The sequence below is a fragment of the Bacillus sp. C28GYM-DRY-1 genome (assembly GCF_030519405.1).
Classification (GTDB): Bacteria; Bacillota; Bacilli; order Bacillales; family Bacillaceae; genus Bacillus; species Bacillus spizizenii_A.
In genome coordinates this window covers 120,228-145,901 of the sequence record NZ_JAUMKF010000007.1, presented here as the reverse complement: position 1 = coordinate 145,901, position 25,674 = coordinate 120,228, and the positions used below count along the sequence as shown (strand labels likewise).

Genomic DNA, 25,674 nt, shown 5'->3' with positions numbered 1-25,674 from the left:
AATGGAAACTCTCCTCTTGGGAATATTATAAGTATCTTGATTCATTGGCGACAGAGTTCAAATCACTAGATGGAAGAACCAAATTCACACTTTATATATTAATTTTGCTTAAAAGATTTCCAAAACTGTAGATTCATAGCCCAATTTATGCAAATATATAGGAATATTCTCGTTGAAAGGAAGAGACATAGAAGGAATGAATTCATTTATCCGTCCTCTAGAAGGAAACAATACGTTGTGGAGATACTTTCTCTCCTTTTTGGTCATGGTAGGGTTATATGTATTTGGGAATATTGCTTACCTTTTCGCTATACTGTTTACGGTTATTGTGAATTCCGATATCACATTTGATTTGGATGAAGCTGTGCTGAGTGATCCTCTGGTCGATCTTTATTTATCTCATGTCATTTATTTATTTGCGATTCCAGGAGTATGGCTGGCTGTGCGCTTTATTCTGAAACGGCCTTTCCGCACTGTGATTACACCGAATGCAAAGATCAATTGGCGGAGAATATTGTTTGGCTTTATTGCTTATTTCCTGCTGATGATCGCCGTACAATTGATTAATTTTGCGATTCATCCAGACAGCTATTCAATGCAGGATGTTGATGCTTCACGGTTTATATGGCTGCTAGCGGCTGCCCTCATTTTGGTTCCGTTTCAAACATCTGCGGAGGAACTGTTTTTCAGAGGATTTTTGCTTCAAGCTTTCGGGAGATTAACGAAAAATCCACTTATCTTGACATTGATTGTCGGGGGCTTGTTTGGCGTATTGCATTTTGCTAACCCAGAAATGAATAATGGCGCTGTCTGGGCAGGAATTGAGTACTTAACATTTGGTTTTGTATGGACCTATTACACGATTAAAACAGGCAGTATTGAAATATCACTTGGCGCCCATGCCGCGAATAATATGTTTTTATGTATGTTTATCACAGAAAAAAACAGTGTGTATGGAGGAATTCCTTCTTTATTTATGGTTACGCGGGGGAACCCAATGTGGGAGGCTTTATTTACGATAGCGGTAAATCTTATTTTTGCGGGGATCGCGCTTTGGTACCATAAGAAATCAAAAAGTAAGCAGCAGGGGTCTTAATCCCTGCTGCTTATTAACGTTTGGATGGCTTCTTCGATATTGGTTGTCGGCTGCTGGCAGGCGAAGTTTTCACAAATATACACGGTTGTTTTGCCGTCTATGATGCGGTAATCGGCCGCAAAGGGTGCTATGTCTTTGCATTGATCAGGATGCGCTGCCACCAAAATGGAGTCGTTGGGCTTAAAGGCTTTTTGAAGTGCAGTGATGATTTGTTTTCTGTCTGGATCGTCTGCGCTGCCAAAAATAACGATTTCCTTTTTAGGCGTCACATGCTTTAACACGCTTTGCATAAAGAAAGCATGGCCGCTCGGATACGCTTCGATATCCGGCTTGAACACAGAAAACATCATTTCTGCTTTTTCAATGAGTGATAAGTTGCCTGTGACTTGTCCGAGGCGCAGCAGCTGAACGGCTGCCACGCTGTTTCCGGAAGGCACGGCGCCGTCGTATACTTCTTTTTCCCGGACGATTAAGGCTTCTGCATCGTGTCCGGTGAAATAGAATCCGCCATGCTCCTCATCCCAAAATAAGCCGATCATATCGTCTGTCAGTTTCTGCGCTTTTTGTAAATAAGAAAGATCAAACGAAGCTTCATAGAGATCCAGATAAGCCCATAGGAGAAAAGCATAATCGTCGATAAAGCCTTTGTTTTTGACTTCGCCGTCTCGATATCGGACCATCACACGGCCGTCAATGATGAGTTGGTTTTCAATAAATGTGATGGCGTCCTCCGCTAAGCTGAGATATTTCGGTTCCTGATATACCTTAGCCGCTTTGGCGAGACCTGCGATCATCAGCGCGTTCCATGAGGTCAGCACCTTATCATCGACATGCGGGTAGGTTCTTTCTTCACGAGCCGTCAAGAGCTGTTGTCTTGCGTCCTCAAGCTTGAGGGTGAGCTCTTCCTCGGTTAAACCGGCATCAGCTTTGATATGTTCCCGCTTTGTGTGAATGAGGTTTGGAATATTTTTGCCTTCAAAGTTTCCTTCTTCAGTGATGTCATACACTTGGCAATACAGCGTTCCGAGATCGTCCCCGAGCGTTTTCAGAATCTCTTCCTTTGACCACACGTAGTACTTTCCTTCTTCTCCTTCTGTGTCCGCGTCTAAAGCGGAGAAAAAGCTTCCATCCTCATGGGTCATTTCCCGCTGAATGAACGTAATGATCTGTTCGCAAATCTCTTTATACCGGCTGTTTTGCGTAACCTGATAGGCTTCTGTATAAGCAGTCAGCAGCAGTGCATTGTCGTACAGCATTTTTTCAAAGTGAGGAACGAGCCACTCGTCATCGGTCGAGTAGCGGGCAAATCCATAGCCGATATGATCATAAATGCCGCCATTTGCCATGCTGTCCAACGTTTTCGTCACGTTGTATAAAGCATTTTCCTGCCCCGTATTGTGATAATAACGCAGTAAATACATCAGCATATGAGGCATCGGGAATTTCGGCGCCTGCCCGAAGCCGCCGTAGATCGTATCAAACCCGTTGGCAAGCTGCTGGAATGTCCGGTGAATCGCATATTCGCTAAGTCCTTCGCCTGACTTTGCGGCTGTTTTGGTCTGCAAATGTTTAGCGGCGTTCTCAGCAATATCCTCGACATGCTCGCGATCGTTCGCAAATGTCTCAGATAGATGCTCAAGCACATCAACGAAACCGGGACGATTGAATTTACTCGTCTTTGGAAAATATGTACCCGCGTAAAACGGCTTCTGATCTGGCGTAATAAACACATTCAACGGCCAGCCGCCCTGCCCGGTCATCAGCTGACAAATTCTCATATAAACGGAATCCACATCCGGCCGCTCTTCCCGGTCAACTTTAATCGCCACAAACCGTTCATTGAGGAGACGCGCAATTTCTTTGTCCTCAAAGCTTTCGTGGGCCATGACATGGCACCAATGGCAACAGCTGTATCCAATACTTACCAATATGGGTTTGTTTTCTTTTTTTGCTTTGTTGAAGGCTTCTTCTCCCCACGGGTGCCAGTCAACAGGATTGTGAGCGTGTTGAAGGAGATATGGTGACTTTTCATTTATGAGTCTGTTTGGGATTTTTTTCAGTGACATAGGATTACCTCATCTTTTTTGATGGAAAAAGTATTTTATTTTATCTTACCACAGTTACTTTTCAAAAATTCCTCTCTTAAAGAACAATAAGTTGCTCAGGCATTCATTTTAAACGAGTTGTCTTAAGTTATTATTCCAGTCCTAAGAAAAAACTTCATACGAGGATTGAGATTGATTTTTCTAGGGTTATTAGACCTGTAATGTTAAAATTTATAATAAACTGGAGATTGATAGTAGTCTTTGTCCATACAGGGGGGGATACTAATGAAACTTAAAAAAGTTATTTATTTTGACGAAGGTAGTGCAACTGATTTCTTGCAAATACATTTTGGAGGGAACATTGTAATTGAAGACGAAGAGCAAGGAAAAATACGTTATGATGTTGGGAGATCTGCTAAAGGTGAATTAAAGGCGGGAAATAGTTTTTTTTCCTTCTTAAAAGCAAGCTTTTCGATGAGTGGAAACGCTGAATTTTCAAATTCTAAAAATACCATTTACAAAACAACCATTATTAATACAATATTGTCATATTTTGTTGATTTTTCAAATGATCCAGAAATTAATGAAGGGATAGAAGTTTTCAAAGGATATAAAGTAAATCCAATCCCAGAGTCGTTTACATTTGTTAAGATGTATACACCTTTTATTAAAATGCTAAAAGAGGACTCTGCATTTATTAAAGAACTAAAAGATTTTAACTATATGGATTTTGATGAAATTTTAAAGGGAGGAAAAGGATATTATGAATTAAAAGCAACTAAAGATGAACATAGTGTAATCCTTCGTTTTAACATTAATGCTTTTAGAAATAGCTATAGTTTAACTGATTTAACAAAAATGAACTTAATATATTACGGAATAGAGGTTGGAGAGTGTAGTGAAGAAGATCTTAAATTAGAGAATGAGTTTGCTCAAGAAGAAAAGAAAGAGGACAACCCTTCTGTTGAGGATACTTATTATGGTCGAATGAGTAATGATCATAAAACTCTAAAAATATATGATGTTTTTTTAGCTGGGATTTCAGGTGAAAACAAATGAATATGACAGTTTTTTATGGACCTGTTGAAGAGTTTAAAAATATAATTCCAAAAGAAGAAACTAATACACTTTCTTGGATCGTTAAAGAAATAGATCTCTTACATCAAGGTATAAGACTAAAAGATTTTGAGGCTTTTCATTCGCTTATTGTTTACTCGGATGAATACTCAGGGGTAAAAGATCATTTTATAGAAGGATTTATAAATAATATTTTTGAATATAAAAACATTTACGGGTTTGAAGAAGTTTATATTCATAATCCTCCTAAACGGATAGTTGAACAACTAAAAAATTCAAAGCTGAACATTTCTTTGAGCTATAAAGAATTCGAATACAAAAAAATGACCCGCGAAACCCTAGCAAGTATTAAATACAAATTCGGTAGTGAAGTATTTGGACAAGAAACGGCAAAAAATGAAATATTACAAACTCTTTACCCATTAATAAATGGAGGAAAGCAAAAGCCTGTGGTTTTGATGTTGTACGGTCCGGCAGGTGTGGGAAAAACTGAAACGGCTAAGTTAATGAATAATATTTTGTATGGAAACAAACAAGACATGTTCAGAATACAACTCTCAATGTTTCATAATGACACTTTCAGTTCCTACTTGTTTGGAGACAGGACTAATTCTTTTGCTAAAGATTTAAATGACAGAGAAACGAACTTAATCTTACTTGATGAATTTGATAAAGCAAACCCTATATTCTATAGTGCGTTTTATCAAATGTTTGATGAAGGTAGATTTGTAGACAAGTACTATGATGTAAAGTTAGACAATGCCATTATTCTTTGCACTTCTAATTATCATAATACAAGGGAAATAGAGGAAAGACTAGGGAGTGCGATTTATTCAAGATTTGATAACTTTGTTAAATATCTTCCTTTATCAACTGAAGCTAAAAAGGAGATTATGCAAAGATCTTACGAGAGTGAGTTGGAAAATTTCAACAAAGAAGATAGAGAATTTTTAGAGAAAGAAGGAATCCTTGAAAAAATGACTCCAGTTTTAGATCAGTTACATAACGCAAGGGAAATACACAAGTTTTTGAAAAGATTATTATCATTTCCTTTGATAGAACGAATCTGAAACAATATATAAATAAGGGATTTAACTCATATTTCATTAACTATTATGGGGTGAATATAAGAGTCGACTCTTGAATTGCTTTGCTTTCTTTAATATAAAGTAGCTTATAATAAAAAGAATAGAGCTCAAAGGGAGCTCTATTCTAGGGTTTACTTTTATTTCTTCTTTTTTTCTGGAAATATATAAGTCATAATCAAAAAAACAATTATACAAATTACAAACTGAATAAGTCTATTTATAACCCAATAGTTAGTAAAGTCAATCTCGTTTGTAACTTGAATGGCAGCAAAGATAGCAAATAAAATTAGTATATATTTAAATGTTTCTTTGTTCATATCAATCAACACTTTCTTTAAATAATTGCGTATACAACACCTTGTGCAATATAACCACAGGTACTAGCTACTGAATGCCAAACATATTTATCTAGATAATTTGTAACACGATCATGAACTTCATCTAATGGTCCCATTAGAATGTAAGTATTCCAAATACCTTCCCATTTAGCACGTGAAACTTTACGTTTTAATGCACTAGGGAACTTTTTGTAAATAGCGTTAGGCAACTTTTTCTTTACATATGACTTCCCGAATATTTTTATTAGCTTTCTTCCTACAGAAATATAGCCTACCTTTTCAATCTTTATGTCACCTGAACTTACTTTAGCATTTGGATTCAATACAATTGAATTTGTACTTGTAGTACTAAGATGAATAGTATTAGTAATTGATGATGATATATCACTAAAGCCTACTGTTGAAGTATGTATATCGTTTTTTGATTCAGTATATGAATTAGAAGTGTTATCAACTGGATTGAGATATTCATCATCATTTTTCAATGCATCACCAACAAATTCGTTAGCAACTTCTTGAATGATCTTATCCATCTCTGCTTTTGACATACTTGCATCAGAAGCATCATTATTATCTTGAGTGTTTTGATCATCAGAGTTTTCCTCTAAGCCTGTACTTGTGTCATTTTTCATTTGAGAAAAAACAGTCCCTTTAACTTCAAAACTTTGATTGTTTAGCTCTAGTTTGTCTGTAGTTAAAGCACTGGCAAAAGGTGTTACAACTCCCAATGATATCGTAACAGCACAAGTTGTTGCAACTCCTAGTTTCCAATTTTTTAGAACAAAATCTTTCAAACTAACCCCTCCAAAATTTAACTCCTATATATGTATATCATACTGATTATGGATAATCAATGCAATCTTACCCATATAATTCTTAAATTAACTTTAAATTTTGGTTTTTGCAGTATTTTTATAGGGTAAATATAAATTAAGGGTTTATCGATATTAGTAAATTGAAAATATATGATTTTGAAAGTAATGACCAATAATATGAAGTAAACATGCGATGGAAAAAGATTGTCGATAGGGGTTATATTCACCATGGTGGCATTTCGGTTATTCTAATAGACATGACACCAACAACATGTTATTGCACACAAAAGAAACAGCTATTATTATAAATGCAATAAAGTCACAAGGTTGGCTACTGCATGTTAAACATATTATCAAGATAGCCTATACTAAGATTTTTCTAGTAACCTTAGTATCTCTGTTTCCGATACCCTCATTACAAGGTCAGATTATTCTTTTAAAGTGGTGGGGAATTTTGAGAGCGCAAAGAATGATTTGATGTGAGAACCAACAAAATAAAAATAGCAGACTCCTCATGGAATCTGCTATTCATATCACAGTATCAAATTATTTGATACTGTGACAGATAAGACCGAAATTACAACACTGAGAAAAGTTGTTATTGGATGATGGGCCTCAAAGACATTAAAATTTGAAACTATCCCCAGACAAACAACTATTAGAAAAAGACAAATCAAAACTAAACTTAAACGTTTATTTTTCATCTAACGTAACCTTTACTATTCTTGAGATAAATAATTGAAATCTGTTTCTTCAAATTCAGGAAGTTTTTTGTCAATTTTTAAAGTGGACAATAACTCTTGAACATATTTACGTATAGCGAGCATATCAAATGGGAAATCGAAATCAAATTCCTCTTTAACAGTTAAAGTGTCCATTACATATGAACAATTATGTTTCATACCCAATAGATCATCATTAAAACTAAGCACATCTTGATATGATGAATCAGGTAGTTCAAAGTGAGAAATCAAATAAACATTAATATTGTTACCTTCTTCAGAATCTGGCAATCTTTCATCAACGTATAATAAAAAAGCACATCTCTCATCATCGTTTAATTCTACCTGAAAGAATTCAAAATCTCTTAATCTCAATAAACGTTTAAATCTCGTATTTAAAGTTCTCATTTTTCATTATCTCCGTTTCATATTTTAAGCTGTTACTATCGACTTCCATTGAAGCATAGAAAGGGTTTTAAATGCAATACCTAAAGCTCCAGCTAATACAATAAGAGGTGAAGGCTGAGCTACCAGTTGCCACCAGCTTTTTTTATGTACTTGTTTTCGAGCTTCAGATAGTTGGTTTTCTTTTTTCTTATATTTTTTCCACTTTGCTGTACTTTTTAATTTTTTAACAACGGATTTAGGTGCATCTGACAAATGTTTACCATCATGCTTTGTTCCATCCATATTTTCCGCTGCAATTTCTTTTTTGCCTTTATATACATGTACATGCCATTTACCAGTCTTTTTATCATGTGGCTCATCAAATCCAGCTTTATACCCCTTACCTAGGTCTACCCAGTCTCTTCCGGCAGCTTGTGCGGATTGACTCATTGCTGTAGAGAAAACAGCAAAGCTAAATATAATTGTCATCATAATAACTAATGACTTACTTAAAACTTTTAACAATACAAACATCTCCTTAATTATGTAATTGCTCAAAAATTATACAAAAAAAGAGACGGCATTGTATGGTTTTGTAAGAAATTTAAGGTAAAATTAAAGTAATGTTAAGGTAATATTACCTGTATTTTACGGGGCGATATTACCTTAGTGATATATATTTATTTCAAAATACCCACATATCATTGCTCTGTTGTTGAATAATGGTTCTAATGCTTTTTAACCTTCTAGTAATGTGCATTGCGCAGTTCAATATGGAGGTACCCAAATGAAAGACAGCATACTCTTCTTTCTTCATGAATGGTTATTCTAACAAACATGACACCAAATGCAAGTCATGATTACTTCAAAACTTTTTGTCGATTAATACGTAGGGTGCAACAAAATAAGTATTAGAGAGAACATACCAAATAATGCAGGTATGTTCTTGTATTTTAAAATTATTGGGTTAGGTTAATTCATGTAAATCCACTTATATATGTTTTTTTATCAAAATAAATTGGATTAGGGGATAAGTTATATATGCAATACATAAAGCGATAAATAATGTATAGTTCTTTCCGTTATTAATGAAAAAGAAATCGATGATCCAAAGTATAAATAAAGTGATAATAACGATGTTATAGCTCACTTGAGCACTTTTTTTAAGTATTTGTTTGCCCATTTCATCTTTTTTTACTTCATTTCTCGTTCTCCATGTAAAGAATTGGCCCCATGCTACTAGCAAGCTAATCAATAAAAACCATTCAGTAACTCCAAATGTTGCCCCGTCAATTTTAAAATAGCTCAGTATTGTTCCCCCGAAGTATAAAGAAATAATGATTAGAAATAACAAACTAAACACTTCAATTTTTCTCATTTCTGACATCCCCTTCTGATTCAAATAAAAATAGTTGATCAACTGTTACACCTAAACAATAGGCCAATTGAAAAGCAAGAGATAAACTCGGATCATACTTATTATTTTCAATAGCGTTAATGGTTTGACGGGAAACGCCACACGCTTTGGCCAATTGCTCTTGGGAAAAACCTTTTTCTTTTCTTGCATGTTTAATAACGTTTTCCATAAGTGCTCCCTTTTTGTAAAAGATGTTTTACACATTCATCGTAAATGATTGGCTTTTTTGTGTCAAACATATTTTACATTTGTTTTTTTAAAAAAAAAGGATAGTACCGTCATCTCTTTCGTTTTTAGTGTGAGATGACAGATTCTTAATATTATTAATTGAACAAGGAGCGAAGGTAAATATAATATCAAAGCTCAAGAGCTTTAATAATGGAACTTTAATTTATGTAATTAATTTTATGTATAAAAAAAGACAACGTTAATGTTGTCATTTACCGACAATGAATTAGGCTAGTTAGGGTGTTCTGACTAAAGATGGAGTCTATCATATTGGCTGTTCTAAAAAACATGCCACCAGTGACAACAGCTGTAACCAATACTTACCAATACAGGTTTGTTTTCTTTTTTTGCTTTGTTGAAGGCTTCTTCTCCCCACGGGTACCAGTCAACAGGATTGTGAGCGTGTTGAAGTAGGTAAGGAGACTTCTCAACGATTAATCTATTGGGTTTGTTGTTAGTTGGCATGGAATCACCTTCTTTCTATACAAATTTTTATTCAGTATGTCTATACATTATTTAATATACCAAAAAACGAGAAGAAGAGACCTTTTGAGGTAATCTCTTCTTTCTTTTTATGGATCTTCGGAATATACAGTGGCTAATGGCTTAATTAAACTATACTATAATCAGAATATTTTTAAAAATAACTTGAAAAACATTTTAAATGGAATTACCTTATCTAAGAAAGGAGGATTAAAGTTTGAAAATAACTATTGAAGAATTACCTGAATCAAGGATTGCTTATTTCAGAAATGTTGGGGAGTATGGTGAAAAGCAAAACAAAGAATTAATGGAGACTTTTAAAAAGTGGGCAAAATTGAATGATGTATTTGATAATTCTACAATTTTAGGCATACCGCAAGATAACCCAGAGATTACTCCTAAAGAGGAATGTCGTTATGATGTTTGTGTTGTTATAAATAAAGATTTCAATGTGAAAAAACCAGCTCATGTTGGAGAATTTTCTGGTGGGAAATACGCTGTTTTCTTGCTTGACCATACAAAAGAGGCAGTCAGAGACTTTTGGGGCAATATTTCTTCTGAGATAGAAAGAAATAATCTATCAATAAGAGAACAACCAATTATAGAAAGATATACTCCACAAATGATTGATAGTCATTTGTGTGAAATATTAATTCCTATACAGTAAGGAAGCAGGGACATTTCCTACCTTCTATTTAAAGGACGAACAACATTAGGCCTACTATGTATTTCAGATCTAACTGCAATTGAACCACCACAAGAAAATGACACAGATATGATGTTTGAAGTTTAAGCAGTGGTCCCACCTGAACGTTATCCTGAGTGTGGTTTTGACATGTCTGAGGAAGATATTTAGGGTCATAGGTTAGAGAAAAGTTTTTAAACTTAGGTTTCCAAAAATTCGCATTAAATTTATTGAAAGGCAACTGAAACTGGTTGCCTTTTTGAATATTCTTAGAGACATGTCACCAATGGCAACCGATGCTGACCAGAATCCGATTGTATTCGCGTTTCACTTTTTCATAATTTTTTTCTTCTCAGGGGTAACAGTAACAAAAACGAATAGATTCTGGATAAAAAAACTAGATTACGGGTACGATAGAACAGAAGGTAATGTCATAACCGAAAGAAATATTTTGGATTATATGAAAAGAGGAATAAGAGGTAAAGTTAGAGGAGTAGAGAAAATTCTACTCCGTTTTATTAACACTATGACATAAAATTTACACTAATTTAAGTTTAATTTTGATGTTATTGTCTTCCTCAAACATTGTTTTCTTAATTTCTAGTATATTGCCTTTATCAAGTGTTATTGTGTAAGATTTATCATTTTCCAAATTGATTGATTTTTTAGGAGTTCCTCTAAACTCAGGTAAGACCTGAACAAAAGGTTTACTTGTTGTTTTTTTGTTATTCTCAGTAATGTAACTAACTTCGTACTTTCCAGCAGGTATTTGTTTACCTACTACATAAAAACCAGAGTGAATAATATTATAGATATCATTTTGGTTAGCAATTTTTTCAGATTTTGCTGGAGAGAGCTTAATATTCCCTTTTCCTTCAATTATTAGAATTGACTGATCAGGAATATATATAAACCATGTTATCATCCAAAGCTTCAATATCATAAAACCCAGGCATAATATCATCACCAGCCTTATACTCACCTTCTGATAGAGTATAGTTTTTTGCTTTACTTACTGCCATGGGATTACTTTTTTCAATTTTACTCATAACAAAAGAGTAGCCAAAGTATAACACAAATACCAAGGCTATTATTATAAAGACGGTGGTTTTAAACTTATTCATTATTTAAAGCCTCCAATACACCTTCATTCATTTTTAGTGTGCAATCACATAAAGAGACAATATCTTCTTTATGATGACTTGCAATAATAATAGTTGCGCCTCTCGCCTTTTCTTCCAAAAGGATTTTATGGACCAATTCAACACCTTTTTCGTCAATTGCGTTTGTCGGCTCATCAAGTAATAAGATATCTGGTTTTTCAAAAATTGCTTGGGCAATGTTTAATCTCTGCTTCATACCTAAAGAGAACTTTTTTACTTTTAAATTTGAAGTAGGGTCTAAAACGAGAACAGGCTTGTTTTCGCGTTTCGCTTTTTCAAATGCTTCATCTCCCCAAGGGAACCAATTCACAGGGTTATGAGCATGTTGAAGTAAATATGGAGACTTCTCAGCGATTAATCTATTGGGTTTATTGTTAGTGGGCATGGGATCACCTTCTTTCTTAGTTTGACTTTGATAAACAATACTCAATACTAACTTATCACAATCAGAAAAAAAAATTCTCATACAGATTAATTTAAATAATTTTAATTGATTTTAGGTTCTGATGAACTTATAATTGTGTTATAAGTGTTATATATTTAGAATAAATGGAACTAAAATGTTTTTGTTTGGTTATTGTATGTTTAAAGTATTAATATTAAGGAATATGTAAAGAAGATCTTTATACAGGAGGTGTTCGCCTTACTTAGTAAGGCAAACTATTGACAACGATTAATCTTATTATATTTGCCATTTTAATTGTGTTAACCGCATTTTTTGTTGCAACTGAATTTGCGATCGTAAAAATTAGAACTTCGAAAATCGATCAACTCATATTAGAGGGCAAAAAAGGTGCTGTATCAGCAAAAAAAGTCGTTACTCATTTGGACGAATATTTGTCAGCCTGTCAGCTGGGAATCACTGTCACAGCGTTAGGGATTGGCTGGGTTGGAGAGTCGACTTTTGAAGTGATTTTGCACCCCTTATTTGCTTACTTTCATGTAAGTGAACCCGTCTCACATGTATTGATTTTAGTCATTGCTTTTGTCATGGCAACCTTTTTGCATGTAGTAGTCGGTGAGCTTGCTCCCAAAACTCTTGCAATTCAAAAAGCTGAAGCGATCACTCTTTTAACAGCAAAGCCAATTATCTGGTTTTACCGTATCTTATACCCTTTTATCTGGCTTTTAAATGGTTCAGCCCGATTTATCGTCGGACTCTTCGGGTTAAAACCTGCGTCAGAACATGAACTTGCTCACTCTGAAGAAGAACTGCGCATCTTACTGTCTGAAAGCTATAAAAGCGGCGAAATCAATAAAAATGAGTTAAAGTATGTCAATAACATTTTCGAATTTGATGAAAGAATCGCTAAAGAAATCATGATTCCAAGAAGAGAAATATTAGCGATTTCTATCGAGGATTCTTATGAATCTGTCGTTAAAACCATTAAGACAGAGAGCTATACAAGGTATCCGGTTTTGAATGGTGATAAAGATACCATTATTGGTTTTATAAACGCCAAAGAGTTCTTGTCAGCTTATATTGATACAGACCAGAAAACAAAAGATCATTTCAAATTAGAAAATCATATCAATCCTGTCATCCATGTGATTGAATCGGTTCCGATCCATGACTTATTAGTGAAAATGCAAAGAGAGCGAACTCATATCGCTATTCTAGTGGATGAATATGGCGGAACTTCAGGTTTAGTCACTGTTGAAGATATTCTTGAAGAAATAGTAGGCGACATCAGAGATGAATTTGATGAACATGAAGTGTCTGATATTAGAAAAATAAATGATGATCATTATATTTTAGATTCAAAAGTTCTTATCGAGGATGTAAATGAACTTTTGGAAACCGCGTTAGCGAGTACTGAGGTGGATACAATAGGCGGCTGGTTTATGACTCAAAATATCGATGCCGAACTTGGTTCTGAAATAGAAGCCGCAGGATATGTGTTTAAAGTGCACAAAATAGACGGGCGGCATATTCATTATTTAGAGGTAAAACGAAACAAAAAAATATCATAAAAAGCAAGAACTTAAATATTCAAAGCTGAGGATAACTTTTGTTATCCTCTTTTAATTTTTTTCTTCATTGCAATATCTTATCAAGCCACAAAAGTATTGCTATTACCGCAAAAAAACGCAATTAATTTGCTTGCATGTAGCCTAAATGTACCTTTTTACATTAAGAATGGTAAATGGGTTTTTGATCTGACATAACACAATTAATGTAATATTAAATAATTTTGTAAAACTGTCGGGTGAGACTTGCTTGGACCATACATCTATAAAAAAAGAAAGGATTCCCTATGAAGTTTTAATATCTAAGTTGAATTCATGGTATAAACCTTAAAGAAAAATATGATTGAAGAAGCCCAAAAGAAGAAATCAGAAATTGAATCTTTAGAAGAAGTTGAAATGATGCAAGATGTCCTCCTGTATTATCAACTTTTAGATTTTAGACATGAACTAATGTTAATTTATTTGAGATCAAAAGACGTTGAAGAAGTTCGGTCTATCGAAGAAAACACCAGACTATGAAGAAGTAAAAGGTGATGAGACCAAGTTAGAGGAGTAAACCATGTGTTTACTCCTCTTTTTTCTGTTTATAAAAGAATTGCCGTACTTGTTTAATAGTGAAGTTAAGATAGAAGTGCGTAAGAAACCACCTTATCAATGGACAGAACAAGTTAAAGCTGGAGTCGCTGGAATAATAATCAAAGAATCAAGTTCGGTTTTATTAATGAAGCGTGCTGATAATGGTCTATGGGGTATCCCTTCAGGACATGTGGAACCTGGTGAATCAGCTGAACAAGCGATAATAAGAGAAATAAAAGAGGAAACCGGATTAACTGTTAAAGTTTCTAAAATGAGAGGAGTTTATTCAGATCCAAGCTCACAGACATTTATTTACCCTGACGGAAGAGTCAGTCAATTTATTACCAACTGTTTTCAATGTGAAGTGATTGGAGGGACATTGAAGAAATCCACAGAGGAGGCCTTAGAAATTAGGTATTTAATATTCACGAGTTACCAGATAATCTATTGCCAACGCACCCTAGGTGGTTGGAAGATGCTTTAGCACAGAAAGACCTTGCTTTTATTCGTTAAGTTAATTATCATTTCCATTGTCTTTTTTGTTTTTTTATTCTTGATGCAGTATCAGTGATTATTTTATACACAAAATGAATGTCACTTTATGCAAACATCGGGATTGAATGGGCCTCCACACCTGAAATATAGGATCAGAAAAAAATCAAAAGAGACTGGCATGGCGACTAATACGTCATGATAATTGTATAGCTATACGAACTTGTCATATTCATTTAGGAGAGATGAAATATGTTATATCTTATAGGTGGTTCTTCAAGGAGTGGGAAGACAACTACAGCAAAAAGAATGTTAGCAGAAACAGGAATCCCTTATTTCTCATTAGACTATTTAATGATGGGGATCGCGAATGGGGTACCAGAAATGGGAATTCATCCGACTAATGAAGATTTTAATAATGGACAGCGGCTCTGGGAGATAATCAACCCTTTGATGACAGCTATGGTTGAGAACAAAATAGATTACATAATAGAAGGTGTACAGTTAATACCTAGTCACGTAACAAAGTTTGAGCAACGCTATTCTGGGCATGTTAAAACCTGTTTTATAGGAATAGCAGAAGTAGATATAGAAAATAGTGTGGAAAAGATGAAGTTTCACTCTAGCATGACAGAGAATGACGGATTGAGAAATCTAGATCATGTTCAGATCAAGTCAGAATTAGAGAGGATGAAAACAGATAGTATCCGAATAAAGGAGGAATGCCAAAAGTATAAACTTCAATACTTCGAAAGCTCTTTAAACTTTAATAAAACTATAGAGTCAATAATAGCTTATCTTATTGCATGATGATGTAGCAAATACATTAGCACGTTTATTATGTATAACTATACCAATTATTCTTAATTTATGTTATTGGTTAGTTTAAGTTGATTGCGATCAGTAGTACAATAATGGAAAGAAAGGTGCTGTAAATTATGAAGTGGAGGATGAACTATGTAGTCTTGTTCATTATGTTATCTGAAGGGTCTTTTATAGCAGGTTTTGCACTAGAAAATGTTCTTAACTATTCATTGGTAATCGGAATCACCTTACAGATCATATTTGTTATCTGTGCCTCAATTTTATCAATGAGAAACCAAAAAATACAAACAGAAAAAATTAAGTAATTGCCGTGTGATTTATCAAGGTGAATACTTAACGTTTACGAGGCATCTATTGCATTTGACATTATAATTAATCACTTGATTTGTTTTGGCAATAAGTGTTGTTAAACAACATTCATTTATAGCTTAGTGTTTTTATAGAGATTTTTACTAGGCAAATGTTCAATATTATAGAAAGGAAAATGAATTTTTATGCCTAAACATATTATTTTTATATTTCTTTTTTTATTTATGATGATTAGTAATTGGATTGCTTATAAAGTTTATCCTCATAAAACAAGCAAAAATCTACCATCTATTGCTGTGATTTTAGTATTGTTACAGTTAAGCGCACTCACACTAATTTATGTAGTTATATAACAAAAATATAGATGCCCTAAGTCTACATACCTTTTCTTAATGTTAATGCCGGCAGTGAGGGTTAAAGTTATAACCGCAATTTTAAATTATCTGTAGGCACTCATTCATATCCTCTTTCTTACTCTGAATTGGAACCATTGTTCTTCTTGAAACTCTCTTTAAACTCACTCTTATCGCTTTCCTTAAACTTGGGATTTACAAAGTCTTGAACTGTCTTTTTTGTTAATTTAATTTTACCTTGCATTAGATAGAATCTAAGATACTTGCCACCAATGTGAATAGGATAACCGAGGCTAGTCAGTATAGATAATAGAACAAATATTATAAAAGAAATTTGTTGTAATGAAAAAAACAGCGATATGTTGTCCTTTTTTTGTCTTAGAAAGTTTCATTATTCTCCTTTAAGTTAAGCCCGAGAATTCCGAAGATCAGTAAATTCAAAAATTGGTGGTAACGATTTCAGCCCTCAACATGGAATGTTCACCTGTAATTATAGGTTATGGAGACTTTACGCCAGCCTTGCAAAGGGGATTATCTCCGCGAGGTCTTGGATATGTTAGAATGTTAATGGGTAAAGTGATGAACAATAAATTAGAATAACAAATTAGGGGGTGTAGCTGTGAAGTTAGATGAATTTACTATTGGACAGGTTTTTCAAACTAAATCTTTCGAAGTAACAAAAGAGAATGTCATGAATTTTGCAGAAGAATATGACCCTCAATACATGCATGTGAATGAAGAGAAAGCCAAAAAGGGCAGGTTTAATGGGATCATTGCTTCTGGAATACAAACACTAGCCATTACTTTTAAGCTCTGGATTGAAGAAGGATGTCATGAAGACGATATTATTGCTGGAACAGGCATGAATCATATAAAATTCTTAGCACCCGTTTATCCAAATGATAAACTGAGAGCTAGAGTCGAGGTTATTGATAAAAAACCAAATAAAAGTCAAACAGGGATACTTACTGTATTGTTAGCTACCTATAATCAAAAAGAGGAAAAAGTATTTGAAGGCGAGTTATCAGTACTCATTAAACGATAAAACACTTTCGAGATGATGATATGCTGCTTCATTTACTTATGATCCTATGGTAAGTCATTTGAAATAGTCTTAATAATACTTTTAGACAATTCAGCTACTGGTCACTTTCTGCCTATATCAGTATTGGCTTTGACTAATATAGCAAATATAGAAAAAAAGAGGTCTTTTAGTGAACCTCTTTTTTTATTAAAAGCAATCTATATTTTATAAAAACGCCGTTCAACTAAAGGCATAAAAAAGTGAAGGATCATGCCTCCTAAACAAACAGTTAAAAGGGTTCCGATGCCAATAGGGCCTTTACATATAATAGCTAATACTAGGAAAAGAGCATATACCAATGTTCTTGAGAATAAGATTGTTCTTTTGGAGAGATCTCGAATAATGAGTGTTAAATGATCAATAGGTGTTGATGCAAATGTTGTCTGAAGATAGAAGGCTGTTCCAAGACCGATGAACACCAAACCAATTCCGAAACAAATCAGTCTGCTAAACAATCCGTTAAGGTAAATGGTGTTTTTTACAACATACAACCATAGGTCAATGCCTACCCCAGTAATGAATGCTGTAACTAACCCCAGCAACATAGGCTTTTTTCTCGTTAAGATAGAGTTACAGATTAAGAGGATCACAGAAATAAGGACCTCCCAGCTACCCACGGTAAGACCGACTTCTTCTGAAAGACCAACCAACAGGGCATCGAAGGGGGATGTGCCCAGTCCTGATTGTATCGTTAAAGAAATGCCCAAACTTAATATGAGAATGCCTAATCCGTAATAACTATATTTCATGTTATATTCCGCGATATTTCTTTTGTCATCAAGATGTGCGGGATGCCGTCTTCCATAAATTCAGGTTTTTTATAAAAGCCTGCTGCTTGTGTCTGTCCATGCAGCTTAATTTTAGTTATTCCTTTTTCTTTCATGATGTTTTCTAGCTCTCCACTAATGACTTTTCCCAATTCGTACTTACGGTAAGGTTTTAGAATGCAGATTCTTTCCAGCTTTGCTGTATGGTCAACGATGCGCACACGGCCTGTGCCAACGGGCTGATTTTCATGATATACCAAGACATGCCAGCATTGTTCTTGGATCGTATCACATTCATTGAATTCATCCGATTCAGATACATGCTGCTCCTCAACGAATACCATTCTTCTCCTATCTAGAGCAACATGTAAATCAGTTTCTGTTGTTATTCTTTTTATATTCATCATTGATCAATCCTTTCTGATATTAGTCTGGACTGTACAGCATGCATGTGGTCTTATATTAGTAAGGTTAAAACAATTTTGTTGTAATTACAACAAAAATATGTGAGGGGTTTTAGGAATGAATGACATTTTGCGTGAGATCGGCATGATAGCAAGAGCGTTAGATTCCATAAGCAATATTGAATTTAAAGATTTGGACTTAACAAGAGGGCAGTATCTCTATCTCGTACGTATATACGAAAATCCGGGAATTATTCAAGAAAAATTGGCGGAAATGATAAAAGTGGACCGAACAACAGCTGCGCGGGCCATTAAGAAGCTGGAAATGCAGGGATTTATACAAAAACTGCCGGATGAGCAAAATAAAAAAATAAAAAAGTTGTTCCCGACTGAGAGAGGGAAAAAGGTGTATCCATTGTTAAGAAGAGAAGGAGAACATTCCGCGGAAGTAGCTTTGTCTGGTTTTACTGCTGAGGAAAAGGAAACAATTTCTGTACTCCTTCATAGAGTTAGGAAAAACATAGAGCGGGATTGGGAATATGTGAAGAAGGGGAACAAAAGGGATTATTAATGGACAACATTAGTATATCGAGCCGAGTCGGCGAGAACCGGCATCTGATTCATGCATTGTGGGAACATTTTCAAGATAATTAACCTTGAAAATGTTCCGTTCACTTAAAAGGAAATTCCTCTGTTTCTGTAAAATCTATAAAGTTATTTTCATTCATTTTTACTCATAAATTCATTTCACCATCTCCTCATGGATGCAATAATTGGAGAAAGCTTTTCACCTAGTTCTGTCAGAGAATACTCCACCTTCTTGGGGACAGTATTCTCTACATTTCTCTTCACAACGCCATCTGCTTCCAGTTCTCTTAGCTGCAGCGTCAGCATTCTTTGTGTAATGCATGGTATGAATCGTTTCAGCTCATTAAATCTGACTGATGTGTGAGACAGGATATCGATGATAATTCCTTTCCATTGTCGCCGATAATATGCAGCGTCAGTTCCACGGGACAAGCCTTTTTTACTTTTACATTGCAAGCGCCAAATAACCAGTTTCTGATATTTGTCACCTCAGAATGTAAGTTACAAGTTTGTGCGTGATTACATAATTAACGAAGATGTATTACAGTAATGATAACAAAAAATTTCTAAAGGGAGTGGGGTGCATGAACTTGAGACAGTTATCAGAATATGTCTTTCAATGTGAACTTGAACTTGAAGTGTCTCTTTATAACAAAGAATTGTATAAAAACTAAGTGTTAAGGTTATGGGCTAAAAAAGTATAATAAAGTAAAAGGTGAAAAATGAGAATGAAATAAAACATATAAAGATGAATATGCCGTAAATTTTTATCGTTGTTTAGTTGTAAATGCACTGATATTCTTATGAAAATTTCTAATAGAGAGTCAGAAAAAATCCTTACATCTTAAAACTGGAGCTGTATAAGAATGAAATCAATAATCGAGAATACAAGTTTGCCAAGAACTAGACAATCAATAGCAGAAGACTTAAAAGCTTTAGGATTAAAAAAAGGAATGACTGTACTAGTGCATTCCTCTTTATCATCAATTGGGTGGGTAAATGGCGGAGAGATTGCTGTTATTCAATCATTAATGGATGTTGTGACAGAGGAAGGCACCATCGTGATGCCTTCTCAGTCTGTGGAATTATCGGACCCATCAGAATGGCAAAATCCTCCTGTTCAAAGGGAATGGTGGAATTTAATAAGAAAAACCATGCCGGCATACAGTGCGGATTATACACCAACCACAAGTGCAATGGGCAGAATAGCAGAAGTGTTCAGGAAATTTCCAGGTGTTATAAGGAGCAGTCATCCAAACTATTCTTTTACAGCTTGGGGGAAAGGAAAAAATCAAATTCTTGACTGCCAAAGTTTACATTTTGGACTAGGTGAACAATCACCTCTTGGGAAACTGTATCAGTTTCAATCGTATGTTTTACTGTTGGGAGCCCCTTTTGACAGCAATACTTGTTTCCATCTGGCTGAATATAGGATTCCTTATCAAAACATTTTAAGCAAGGGGGCACCTGTAGTAATTGAAGGGAAAAGAGTTTGGAAAGAGTATCAGGAATTAGAATTTCGAGAGGAATTATTCGGTGTTATTGGCGAAGACTTCGAGAAAGAAAATCAAATTTTAACTGGAAAGGTTGGTTCGGCAAGTTGCCGGCTTTTTTCTCTTAAGAAAGCAGTCGATTTTGCAGAGATATGGTTAAAAAATTATGATAATAAAAAGATGAGTTAACACACCAACTCACTTGTTATGTTTAGAAAGAGAATGTAAAGATACTCTGATGTCTCAATGAGGTTCTGAACGGGGTCACTTATATAAACGGATAGAATCGGGCAGAGTGCACCGGTTCTTTTTCTTTTTATGGGCTTTCCTCGACATGGATCTGTTGAGAATCGAAGTGATCAAACAAACGGTCATGAGCAGGATTAGATTTTCTGTTTTGCCTTATATCACAGTGAAAGAAGAAGCGGAGGCGTGATGCTAAAAATTCATGCTGAAACTTTTGATCCGCTTTATTCTCATATGTTAATCAAAAAGAAAGAATGGCAGCTGCCTGTCACGGAGGGTTTTGCGGAGCTTGTTTTACATCGATTCGTGAGGCGGTGTGCTGAGGATCATCGTGAAAAGGAGTGTGTGTAACGCTCACCCCTTTTCTATTTAAATAGCAGCTGTTATTTGGTTTTACAAACTTCACAAGTATTCTTTTGTCATCAGCACATGCGGAATGCCATCCAGCATAAATTCTTCTGTTACTGTCTGGTAGCCGAGTTTTTCATAAAAGCCTGCCGCCTGTGTCTGGCCGTACAGTTTGAATGAAGAATTGCCTTGTTCTTTCACAATACGTTCCAACGCATCGACAATCACTTTGCCCAGCCCGCATTTGCGATAAGGTCTCAGAATGCAGATTCTTTCCAGTTTGCCCACGTAATCAACGATACGGACACGTGCAGTGCCAACAGGTTCATTCTTATGATAAACGAGGATGTGCCGGCAATCTTCGCGGAGTGTATCGAACTCATCGAATTCATCGGAAACAGGACAGCCTTGTTCCTCAACAAATACTGACTGTCTGATTTCAAATGCTGTATGTAAGTCATGTTCTGACGTTATTCTCTTCACATTCAGGAGGCGATCCTCTCTTTTCATCGGTTTGTGACCCAATGGGCAGGCATCTGTAGAGACGGCGGAAGCTTTGTGTTTGAATCGCCGTTTGCGGCATTCACCTGTGCCTGCGTCAGAAAGATGCTACCGGTCAGGTCGGCGCCGCTAAGATTAGCATCTCTTACATCTGCACCGATAAAGTCTGACATTCTCAGGTCTGCATTTCTCAGATCGGCAGCTATGAGCAGTGCCCCTCTTAGGTTTGCTCCTCTTAGATCGAGCCCTTTCAGTTTCGCGCCAATCAGGACACTTCCCCGGCCGACTTTTTTCGGGCGTTTTGGATTGCGTGCTTGAGCGCGCACCAGTTCACTCGTTTTTAACAGCCATTCATTGATCTCAGCTCGGTGCTCGTGTACTTGCAGTGTCAGCAGCTTTTCCTTGCTGAGTCTGGTGAGATTGTTTATCTTTTCGAAACAGGTTCGCAGCTCGCGATGAATCGGTTTGACCGTCTCTATAGAAAGCGCTTCATGTAAATACCAGAGCATTTCGTGCAGCTGCTGCATGATAGGAAAAACGTCAAACATCTCGTTGGCTGTTTCCGGGTTGTTTCGCCAATCCTTTCCCTCATAAGTGATTTGGGACACCTTCTGGCCGGCGCCAAAGCATTCATAAGCAGAACAGCCTCGAAACCCCTTTTCTCGGAGGTCTTTATGTATAGAACATTGATAGTTTGATTGTAAGTTGAGGCAAGGCGTGCCCCCGCCTTTATCAAAAGCAAAATCAGCTGATTTTGCATAAGGCAAGGCGACACAGCATAGGCCAAAGCAATGCTGGCAATCCGCGCTTAAATCATAATGTATACTTTCATGCAACGTTATTTCCGCAGTCAATATCGTCCACCCCTTCACTTGGGAACTTTGTTAGATATTCTATTTGATTATACAGGAAATAGGGATAATTTTCATTTTTTCACGGTTCTAGCGGGTCAAAAGATGTATAATATATCCAATCATGAATGATTGGGGGGATCCTTTTGGAACAGCGAGTGAAAGACATCATCTCTGCATGTGATTTGGCAATCAAAAATGAAGATTTTGATACACTAATGAATTACTACAAGGAAGAAGCATTTTAGTTGTGAAGCCCAGCATGATCGCACGAGGCAAAGAAGAAATCAAAAAGGCGTTTATGGCGATCGCGGACTATTTCAATCATCATATGGTCCCGACACAAGGGGATATGATCATTTTGGAAGCAGGCGACATTGTACTCGTTCTTTCTCAGACACTGCTTGATTCGGAAAAAACGAATTCCGAATATGCGATGGAAAGAAGGGCGACCTATGTGTTTAAGAAGAATGCGCAAAGGCGAGTGGCTTTGTGCAATCGATAATTCATATGGTACGGATTTAATTGGTGTTTAGCGTCCAGATATGTCTTCGGTGTGCCATTCCTGCATATAATAATTCATTCAGCTGACCTAGGGAAGGTGACTCCGATGAATCTGTATGACGACATCAGAATATGTCCTTATCGGTTTAATGCTGGCAGACACAAAGTACTAGTTCCACATCCATACGTAATTCGGGAGTATGTCTCCTTCGCAATTTGGGAAAGTTCTTTTACTGTTAATTTCACAATCCAATTCCTTCTTTCTTCTTTCACTATGAGGCCTTACCTTTGGTTGGAGTCAAGGATAAAAATGATGTTATTTTAACACGGAGAGAATGGGATATAGTCTGAATAGAATCCTGAGAAGCCGTTTCAAAGCTGACGGCTCTTTTTTTAATGATCAATGAAAAGAGTGCTTGCACACAAGCACTCTTTACTCCAACTTAATCCTTTTTACATCCCCTAACACAAACACGTAAAAAATCAGCCCGAGCAGCAATACAAAGCCGGCAACCAGAAAGCTGAGCGTAAAGGAACCTGTCACATCAACCAAATACCCTGTCAGTGAAGCAGCGATAATGCCTCCAAACAGGTTGTTTGCCAGGTTCACCATGGAGCTTAGCATGGACACGGAACCGATCGGCGCCAGCTCTGCGGAGATGGACCAGCCGACTGGAGCGGTGGCAGAAATACCGGCAAGGCCGATTGAAATACAGATTATCGCGATTGTGATATTGTTCGTCAGAATCGAGCCTAAAAAGAAAAAGCCGAAGCTCATTCCGACAATGATCACGGTTCGGTACACCTTGGTGTTAGAATAACCTTTCTTAATAAAGTAATCGACGAGCCAGCCCCCGACCACAATTCCGGAAATGGTTGAGATCAGCCATGGTACGGCTGTAAATAAACCGGACGACATGAGATCCATTCCGTATGTGTGTTTAAAGAAAGTCGGAAGCCAGGTGAGCAGCAGGTTGAATGTATAGCCGTACCCTGTAAATCCGATCATCAAGCCCCATACTTTCCGGTTGGAGAAAAGCTTTTTTAAAAGCGGACCCGTTTTGTAAGGGATTTGCTCTGTTGTCATTGAATTGTGTCTTTGAATATAGTTGAGCTCACTTTTGGAAATGCGTTTGTGCCGTTCAGGCTGCTCATAATACTGCCAGAAAAAGATCGTAAACAACACGTTTATGCAACCAATCGTCAAAAAAGCAACACGCCAGTCAAAAGTAGTAACAAGAAAGGCAACCAATGGAGCGCCGATTACGTTTGAAAACTTCGCGGCCGAATCAAACAGTGAGTTTGCCAATCCCCGCTCACTTGGAGGAAACCATTGAGCGGTTGCCTTGGAGGCGGCAGGGAACGCAGATGCGCTCGTCAGCCCAATGAGAAAACGGAACAAATATAACAGCAATTTTCCTTGCAAAAAAGCAAGAAGGACCGTTAAAAAGCTCCATATTGTCATTCCAACCCTCGTGACCCATGCCACACCAAACCGGTCTAATAAACTTCCGACGGGCAGCTGCATCAGTGTATAGGAATAAGTGTAAATGGAAAACACGATGCCGAGTTCGGTTGCTGTAAGATGAAACGAATCTTGTATCGCAGGGGCCGCTACAGAGATGGCCACTCGGTCAAAATAATTAAGAATAATAATGCCGCTGAGCAACGAAGATATGTACCATCTGGTATGTCCAGGCCGTTTCACTCGCTCTTGACTCATGATGAAAACCTCCTCTGTAATAGCATGATCTCCTGATGGAAATACCATTCAAATTTTAAATACCACAGTGTACTTTTGCGTAAACAGACAGCAGGAATTTGACTGGAAAAGCCCGGTGCTTTAGAATGAAAGTAATAAAAATGAACACTCCAAAGGGGAGTAGCTTTCACAGTAAAGTCGTCATTACGGGGCAAGATGTCCTCGGCTTTGCTGGCAATCTTATTTGTTAGCGAGACCTTTGCCAAATCTGATTTGGTGAAGGTCTCTTTGTTTCGGAACTTCACCAAATCGGTGGAGTTTTTTTCATTTTTATCAAAAAGGGAGAGGAGCGTCAGGATGTCTAAGCTGAAAAAGTGGCTGAAGCGAGAATTGGTGAGGAAAGGGCTGCCGTTAGCAAAAGAGAAATTGATCCCGATCTTAAAAGAAAAAATGAAGAAGAAGCGATGAGGAGGCTAACGATGAAAATCATTTTGACTGTTCTTGCCGGAGTGGGGCTTTTGAGTGCAGGCGGATGTGGCATGCTTGATCAGGTGAATGACGGATTGAATTATACAAGTGAAGCTGCCGGCTATGTGGAGAAGGTGAAGACATTTGCAGAGGAGGCGCCTGAATTGGCTGAGCAAGCTGTACATGACAGTGAGGCGAAAGAAAAACTTAAAGCACAGCTTGAGTCGATTCAGCAGGCTGCCGCTGATTTTAATGAATTAACACCGCCTGATGCCGCGGCGGAGATTCATCAAACGGTTCAGGAGCATAACGAAACCTTGCAGAAAAGTGCTGAAGCTCTGTTGAAACAAGTGGAGGAAGGCAAGGTATCGCTTGAAGAATTGGAGCAGTCAGACCTTGTCCAAAATGCAAAGCAAATTACTGACGTGATGGGCCAGATTGAAAAGCTTGGCGAATAAGAAAAAGCATCCCGACGACGGGATGCTTCAGCGTGTCGACAAACCCTCGCATTTGTTGTCAGGCCTGCGCTTCGGTGCTCACGAATTCCAACATTCGCTGTGCTCCGATGCTCGTCCTTCCTAGACTTCAAGGGTTTTCAATCACGCAGAAGATGACAAAATCCTAAAACGATAAACCGTCTTAGGGTTT

Annotated in this window: 26 protein-coding genes and 5 pseudogenes; 14 read left to right on the top strand and 17 right to left on the bottom strand. The window is 36.6% G+C overall.

All coding sequences use genetic code 11. The features are described 5' to 3' along the window. The first annotated feature begins 196 nt into the window (after positions 1 to 196). The gene (locus Q3W56_RS09315) at positions 197 to 1,096 is read left to right on the top strand and encodes a CPBP family intramembrane glutamic endopeptidase (RefSeq protein WP_302895282.1); all 900 of its coding nucleotides are present in this window, start codon (positions 197 to 199) and stop codon (positions 1,094 to 1,096) included. Here the strand turns inward: Q3W56_RS09315 and Q3W56_RS09310 are convergent. Next, positions 1,093 to 3,162 carry a thioredoxin domain-containing protein gene (locus Q3W56_RS09310; protein WP_302895256.1) on the bottom strand — a complete coding sequence of 690 codons (2,070 nt, stop codon included), beginning with the start codon at positions 3,160 to 3,162 and terminating at the stop codon, positions 1,093 to 1,095. The genes Q3W56_RS09315 and Q3W56_RS09310 overlap by 4 nt on opposite strands. A gap of 264 nt (positions 3,163 to 3,426) precedes the next feature. Here Q3W56_RS09310 and Q3W56_RS09305 point away from each other — a divergent pair, with 264 nt between their 5' ends. Both Q3W56_RS09305 and Q3W56_RS09300 read left to right on the top strand, forming a co-directional pair. Continuing rightward, positions 3,427 to 4,200, top strand: coding sequence for a DUF6414 family protein (locus Q3W56_RS09305; RefSeq protein WP_302895255.1), 774 nt, complete (start codon positions 3,427 to 3,429; stop codon positions 4,198 to 4,200). Further along, positions 4,197 to 5,288 carry an AAA family ATPase gene (locus tag Q3W56_RS09300; RefSeq protein WP_302895254.1) on the top strand — a complete coding sequence of 364 codons (1,092 nt, stop codon included), beginning with the start codon at positions 4,197 to 4,199 and terminating at the stop codon, positions 5,286 to 5,288. The genes Q3W56_RS09305 and Q3W56_RS09300 overlap by 4 nt, the downstream gene beginning before the upstream one ends. Positions 5,289 to 5,640: 352 nt before the next feature. On the opposite strand, the gene Q3W56_RS09295 is transcribed toward Q3W56_RS09300, so the two are convergent. From Q3W56_RS09295 to Q3W56_RS09270, 6 genes are all read right to left on the bottom strand, one after another. Beyond that, the gene (locus Q3W56_RS09295) at positions 5,641 to 6,438 is read right to left on the bottom strand and encodes a hypothetical protein (RefSeq protein WP_302895253.1); all 798 of its coding nucleotides are present in this window, start codon (positions 6,436 to 6,438) and stop codon (positions 5,641 to 5,643) included. A 740-nt stretch (positions 6,439 to 7,178) separates the two neighbouring features. Next, positions 7,179 to 7,589 carry a hypothetical protein gene (locus Q3W56_RS09290; RefSeq protein ID WP_268290384.1) on the bottom strand — a complete coding sequence of 137 codons (411 nt, stop codon included), beginning with the start codon at positions 7,587 to 7,589 and terminating at the stop codon, positions 7,179 to 7,181. 24 nt (positions 7,590 to 7,613) lie between these two features. Next, complete coding sequence (locus Q3W56_RS09285; RefSeq protein ID WP_302895252.1) at positions 7,614 to 8,093, bottom strand: hypothetical protein; 480 nt, start codon at positions 8,091 to 8,093, stop codon at positions 7,614 to 7,616. A 466-nt stretch (positions 8,094 to 8,559) separates the two neighbouring features. Further along, complete coding sequence (locus Q3W56_RS09280; protein WP_302895251.1) at positions 8,560 to 8,946, bottom strand: DUF2178 domain-containing protein; 387 nt, start codon at positions 8,944 to 8,946, stop codon at positions 8,560 to 8,562. Continuing rightward, positions 8,933 to 9,154 (bottom strand): helix-turn-helix transcriptional regulator, encoded by a 222-nt coding sequence (locus tag Q3W56_RS09275; RefSeq protein ID WP_088680234.1) that lies wholly within the window; start codon positions 9,152 to 9,154, stop codon positions 8,933 to 8,935. Before Q3W56_RS09275 ends, Q3W56_RS09280 begins: the two co-directional genes overlap by 14 nt. Positions 9,155 to 9,492: 338 nt before the next feature. Next, complete coding sequence (locus Q3W56_RS09270) at positions 9,493 to 9,678, bottom strand: DUF255 domain-containing protein (protein WP_302895250.1); 186 nt, start codon at positions 9,676 to 9,678, stop codon at positions 9,493 to 9,495. A 235-nt stretch (positions 9,679 to 9,913) separates the two neighbouring features. Between Q3W56_RS09270 and Q3W56_RS09265 the strand changes: the two genes are divergently transcribed. Beyond that, complete coding sequence (locus tag Q3W56_RS09265) at positions 9,914 to 10,363, top strand: AraC family transcriptional regulator (RefSeq protein WP_302895249.1); 450 nt, start codon at positions 9,914 to 9,916, stop codon at positions 10,361 to 10,363. A gap of 556 nt (positions 10,364 to 10,919) precedes the next feature. On the opposite strand, the gene Q3W56_RS09260 is transcribed toward Q3W56_RS09265, so the two are convergent. From Q3W56_RS09260 to Q3W56_RS21000, 4 genes and pseudogenes are all read right to left on the bottom strand, one after another. After that, positions 10,920 to 11,318, bottom strand: a complete 399-nt coding sequence (locus tag Q3W56_RS09260; RefSeq protein ID WP_302895248.1) for a hypothetical protein — start codon at positions 11,316 to 11,318, stop codon at positions 10,920 to 10,922. After that, positions 11,278 to 11,505 carry a hypothetical protein gene (locus Q3W56_RS09255; protein ID WP_302895247.1) on the bottom strand — a complete coding sequence of 76 codons (228 nt, stop codon included), beginning with the start codon at positions 11,503 to 11,505 and terminating at the stop codon, positions 11,278 to 11,280. Before Q3W56_RS09255 ends, Q3W56_RS09260 begins: the two co-directional genes overlap by 41 nt. Next, positions 11,498 to 11,764, bottom strand: a pseudogene (locus Q3W56_RS21005) (ATP-binding cassette domain-containing protein); the annotation flags it as partial. The pseudogene Q3W56_RS21005 and the gene Q3W56_RS09255, both read right to left, overlap by 8 nt. 21 nt (positions 11,765 to 11,785) lie before the next feature. Next, positions 11,786 to 11,929, bottom strand: a pseudogene (locus Q3W56_RS21000) (DUF255 domain-containing protein); the annotation flags it as partial. A 278-nt stretch (positions 11,930 to 12,207) separates the two neighbouring features. On the opposite strand from Q3W56_RS21000, the gene Q3W56_RS09245 reads away from it, so the two are divergent. The 5 genes from Q3W56_RS09245 to Q3W56_RS09225 all read left to right on the top strand — a co-directional run bounded on the left by Q3W56_RS09245 (position 12,208) and on the right by Q3W56_RS09225 (position 17,115). Continuing rightward, positions 12,208 to 13,518 carry a hemolysin family protein gene (locus tag Q3W56_RS09245; protein WP_302895245.1) on the top strand — a complete coding sequence of 437 codons (1,311 nt, stop codon included), beginning with the start codon at positions 12,208 to 12,210 and terminating at the stop codon, positions 13,516 to 13,518. Positions 13,519 to 13,854: 336 nt separating this feature from the next. After that, positions 13,855 to 14,034 (top strand): response regulator aspartate phosphatase, encoded by a 180-nt coding sequence (locus Q3W56_RS09240; protein ID WP_302895244.1) that lies wholly within the window; start codon positions 13,855 to 13,857, stop codon positions 14,032 to 14,034. A gap of 40 nt (positions 14,035 to 14,074) precedes the next feature. Next, on the top strand, positions 14,075 to 14,575 hold the full coding sequence (locus tag Q3W56_RS09235) for an NUDIX domain-containing protein (protein WP_302895243.1): 501 nt from the start codon (positions 14,075 to 14,077) through the stop codon (positions 14,573 to 14,575). Positions 14,576 to 14,835: 260 nt separating this feature from the next. Further along, positions 14,836 to 15,393: a P-loop nucleotide/nucleoside kinase family protein gene (locus Q3W56_RS09230; protein WP_302895242.1), complete on the top strand. Its 558-nt coding sequence runs from the start codon at positions 14,836 to 14,838 to the stop codon at positions 15,391 to 15,393. Positions 15,394 to 16,689: 1,296 nt separating this feature from the next. Further along, on the top strand, positions 16,690 to 17,115 hold the full coding sequence (locus Q3W56_RS09225; RefSeq protein ID WP_019716366.1) for a MaoC family dehydratase: 426 nt from the start codon (positions 16,690 to 16,692) through the stop codon (positions 17,113 to 17,115). Between the two features lie 197 nt (positions 17,116 to 17,312). Here the strand turns inward: Q3W56_RS09225 and Q3W56_RS09220 are convergent, their stop codons facing one another. Next, positions 17,313 to 17,903 (bottom strand): YczE/YyaS/YitT family protein, encoded by a 591-nt coding sequence (locus tag Q3W56_RS09220; RefSeq protein WP_302895241.1) that lies wholly within the window; start codon positions 17,901 to 17,903, stop codon positions 17,313 to 17,315. Then, positions 17,900 to 18,325, bottom strand: coding sequence for a GNAT family N-acetyltransferase (locus Q3W56_RS09215; RefSeq protein ID WP_302895240.1), 426 nt, complete (start codon positions 18,323 to 18,325; stop codon positions 17,900 to 17,902). The genes Q3W56_RS09220 and Q3W56_RS09215 overlap by 4 nt, the downstream gene beginning before the upstream one ends. 118 nt (positions 18,326 to 18,443) lie before the next feature. On the opposite strand from Q3W56_RS09215, the gene Q3W56_RS09210 reads away from it, so the two are divergent. Next, positions 18,444 to 18,896, top strand: coding sequence for a MarR family transcriptional regulator (locus Q3W56_RS09210; RefSeq protein WP_302895239.1), 453 nt, complete (start codon positions 18,444 to 18,446; stop codon positions 18,894 to 18,896). Between the two features lie 176 nt (positions 18,897 to 19,072). On the opposite strand, the pseudogene Q3W56_RS09205 reads toward Q3W56_RS09210, so the two are convergent. Then, a pseudogene (locus Q3W56_RS09205) lies at positions 19,073 to 19,392 on the bottom strand (winged helix-turn-helix transcriptional regulator). Between the two features lie 387 nt (positions 19,393 to 19,779). On the opposite strand from Q3W56_RS09205, the gene Q3W56_RS09200 reads away from it, so the two are divergent. Together Q3W56_RS09200 and Q3W56_RS09195 are read left to right on the top strand one after the other, a co-directional pair. Next, on the top strand, positions 19,780 to 20,595 hold the full coding sequence (locus Q3W56_RS09200; protein ID WP_302895238.1) for an AAC(3) family N-acetyltransferase: 816 nt from the start codon (positions 19,780 to 19,782) through the stop codon (positions 20,593 to 20,595). A 136-nt stretch (positions 20,596 to 20,731) separates the two neighbouring features. Continuing rightward, a pseudogene (locus tag Q3W56_RS09195) lies at positions 20,732 to 21,003 on the top strand (LysR family transcriptional regulator); the annotation flags it as partial. Positions 21,004 to 21,054: 51 nt separating this feature from the next. Here the strand turns inward: Q3W56_RS09195 and Q3W56_RS09190 are convergent. Further along, positions 21,055 to 21,489, bottom strand: a complete 435-nt coding sequence (locus Q3W56_RS09190; protein ID WP_302895281.1) for a GNAT family N-acetyltransferase — start codon at positions 21,487 to 21,489, stop codon at positions 21,055 to 21,057. Positions 21,490 to 21,506: 17 nt separating this feature from the next. Next, on the bottom strand, positions 21,507 to 22,355 hold the full coding sequence (locus Q3W56_RS09185; protein ID WP_302895237.1) for a pentapeptide repeat-containing protein: 849 nt from the start codon (positions 22,353 to 22,355) through the stop codon (positions 21,507 to 21,509). A gap of 143 nt (positions 22,356 to 22,498) precedes the next feature. On the opposite strand from Q3W56_RS09185, the pseudogene Q3W56_RS09180 reads away from it, so the two are divergent. Continuing rightward, a pseudogene (locus Q3W56_RS09180) lies at positions 22,499 to 22,888 on the top strand (YybH family protein). A gap of 401 nt (positions 22,889 to 23,289) precedes the next feature. Here Q3W56_RS09180 and Q3W56_RS09175 read toward each other — a convergent pair. Beyond that, a complete protein-coding gene (locus Q3W56_RS09175; RefSeq protein ID WP_302895280.1) occupies positions 23,290 to 24,600 on the bottom strand; it encodes an MFS transporter in 1,311 nt (436 codons plus the stop codon). Positions 24,601 to 25,037: 437 nt separating this feature from the next. On the opposite strand from Q3W56_RS09175, the gene Q3W56_RS09170 reads away from it, so the two are divergent. Beyond that, a complete protein-coding gene (locus Q3W56_RS09170) occupies positions 25,038 to 25,484 on the top strand; it encodes a DUF6376 family protein (protein ID WP_019716356.1) in 447 nt (148 codons plus the stop codon). Positions 25,485 to 25,674: the final 190 nt, after the last annotated feature.

Coding starts and splice junctions, on each gene's coding strand:
- Q3W56_RS09270 (WP_302895250.1), bottom strand. CDS start 9,678: ATGCCAACTAACAACAAACCCAATAGATTAATCGTTGAGAAGTCTCCT.
- Q3W56_RS09255 (WP_302895247.1), bottom strand. CDS start 11,505: ATGAATAAGTTTAAAACCACCGTCTTTATAATAATAGCCTTGGTATTT.
- Q3W56_RS09215 (WP_302895240.1), bottom strand. CDS start 18,325: ATGAATATAAAAAGAATAACAACAGAAACTGATTTACATGTTGCTCTA.
- Q3W56_RS09240 (WP_302895244.1), top strand. CDS start 13,855: ATGATTGAAGAAGCCCAAAAGAAGAAATCAGAAATTGAATCTTTAGAA.
- Q3W56_RS09170 (WP_019716356.1), top strand. CDS start 25,038: ATGAAAATCATTTTGACTGTTCTTGCCGGAGTGGGGCTTTTGAGTGCA.
- Q3W56_RS09280 (WP_302895251.1), bottom strand. CDS start 8,946: ATGAGAAAAATTGAAGTGTTTAGTTTGTTATTTCTAATCATTATTTCT.
- Q3W56_RS09210 (WP_302895239.1), top strand. CDS start 18,444: ATGAATGACATTTTGCGTGAGATCGGCATGATAGCAAGAGCGTTAGAT.
- Q3W56_RS09275 (WP_088680234.1), bottom strand. CDS start 9,154: ATGGAAAACGTTATTAAACATGCAAGAAAAGAAAAAGGTTTTTCCCAA.
- Q3W56_RS09315 (WP_302895282.1), top strand. CDS start 197: ATGAATTCATTTATCCGTCCTCTAGAAGGAAACAATACGTTGTGGAGA.
- Q3W56_RS09230 (WP_302895242.1), top strand. CDS start 14,836: ATGTTATATCTTATAGGTGGTTCTTCAAGGAGTGGGAAGACAACTACA.
- Q3W56_RS09300 (WP_302895254.1), top strand. CDS start 4,197: ATGAATATGACAGTTTTTTATGGACCTGTTGAAGAGTTTAAAAATATA.
- Q3W56_RS09290 (WP_268290384.1), bottom strand. CDS start 7,589: ATGAGAACTTTAAATACGAGATTTAAACGTTTATTGAGATTAAGAGAT.
- Q3W56_RS09305 (WP_302895255.1), top strand. CDS start 3,427: ATGAAACTTAAAAAAGTTATTTATTTTGACGAAGGTAGTGCAACTGAT.
- Q3W56_RS09220 (WP_302895241.1), bottom strand. CDS start 17,903: ATGAAATATAGTTATTACGGATTAGGCATTCTCATATTAAGTTTGGGC.
- Q3W56_RS09310 (WP_302895256.1), bottom strand. CDS start 3,162: ATGTCACTGAAAAAAATCCCAAACAGACTCATAAATGAAAAGTCACCA.
- Q3W56_RS09200 (WP_302895238.1), top strand. CDS start 19,780: ATGAAATCAATAATCGAGAATACAAGTTTGCCAAGAACTAGACAATCA.
- Q3W56_RS09235 (WP_302895243.1), top strand. CDS start 14,075: ATGTGTTTACTCCTCTTTTTTCTGTTTATAAAAGAATTGCCGTACTTG.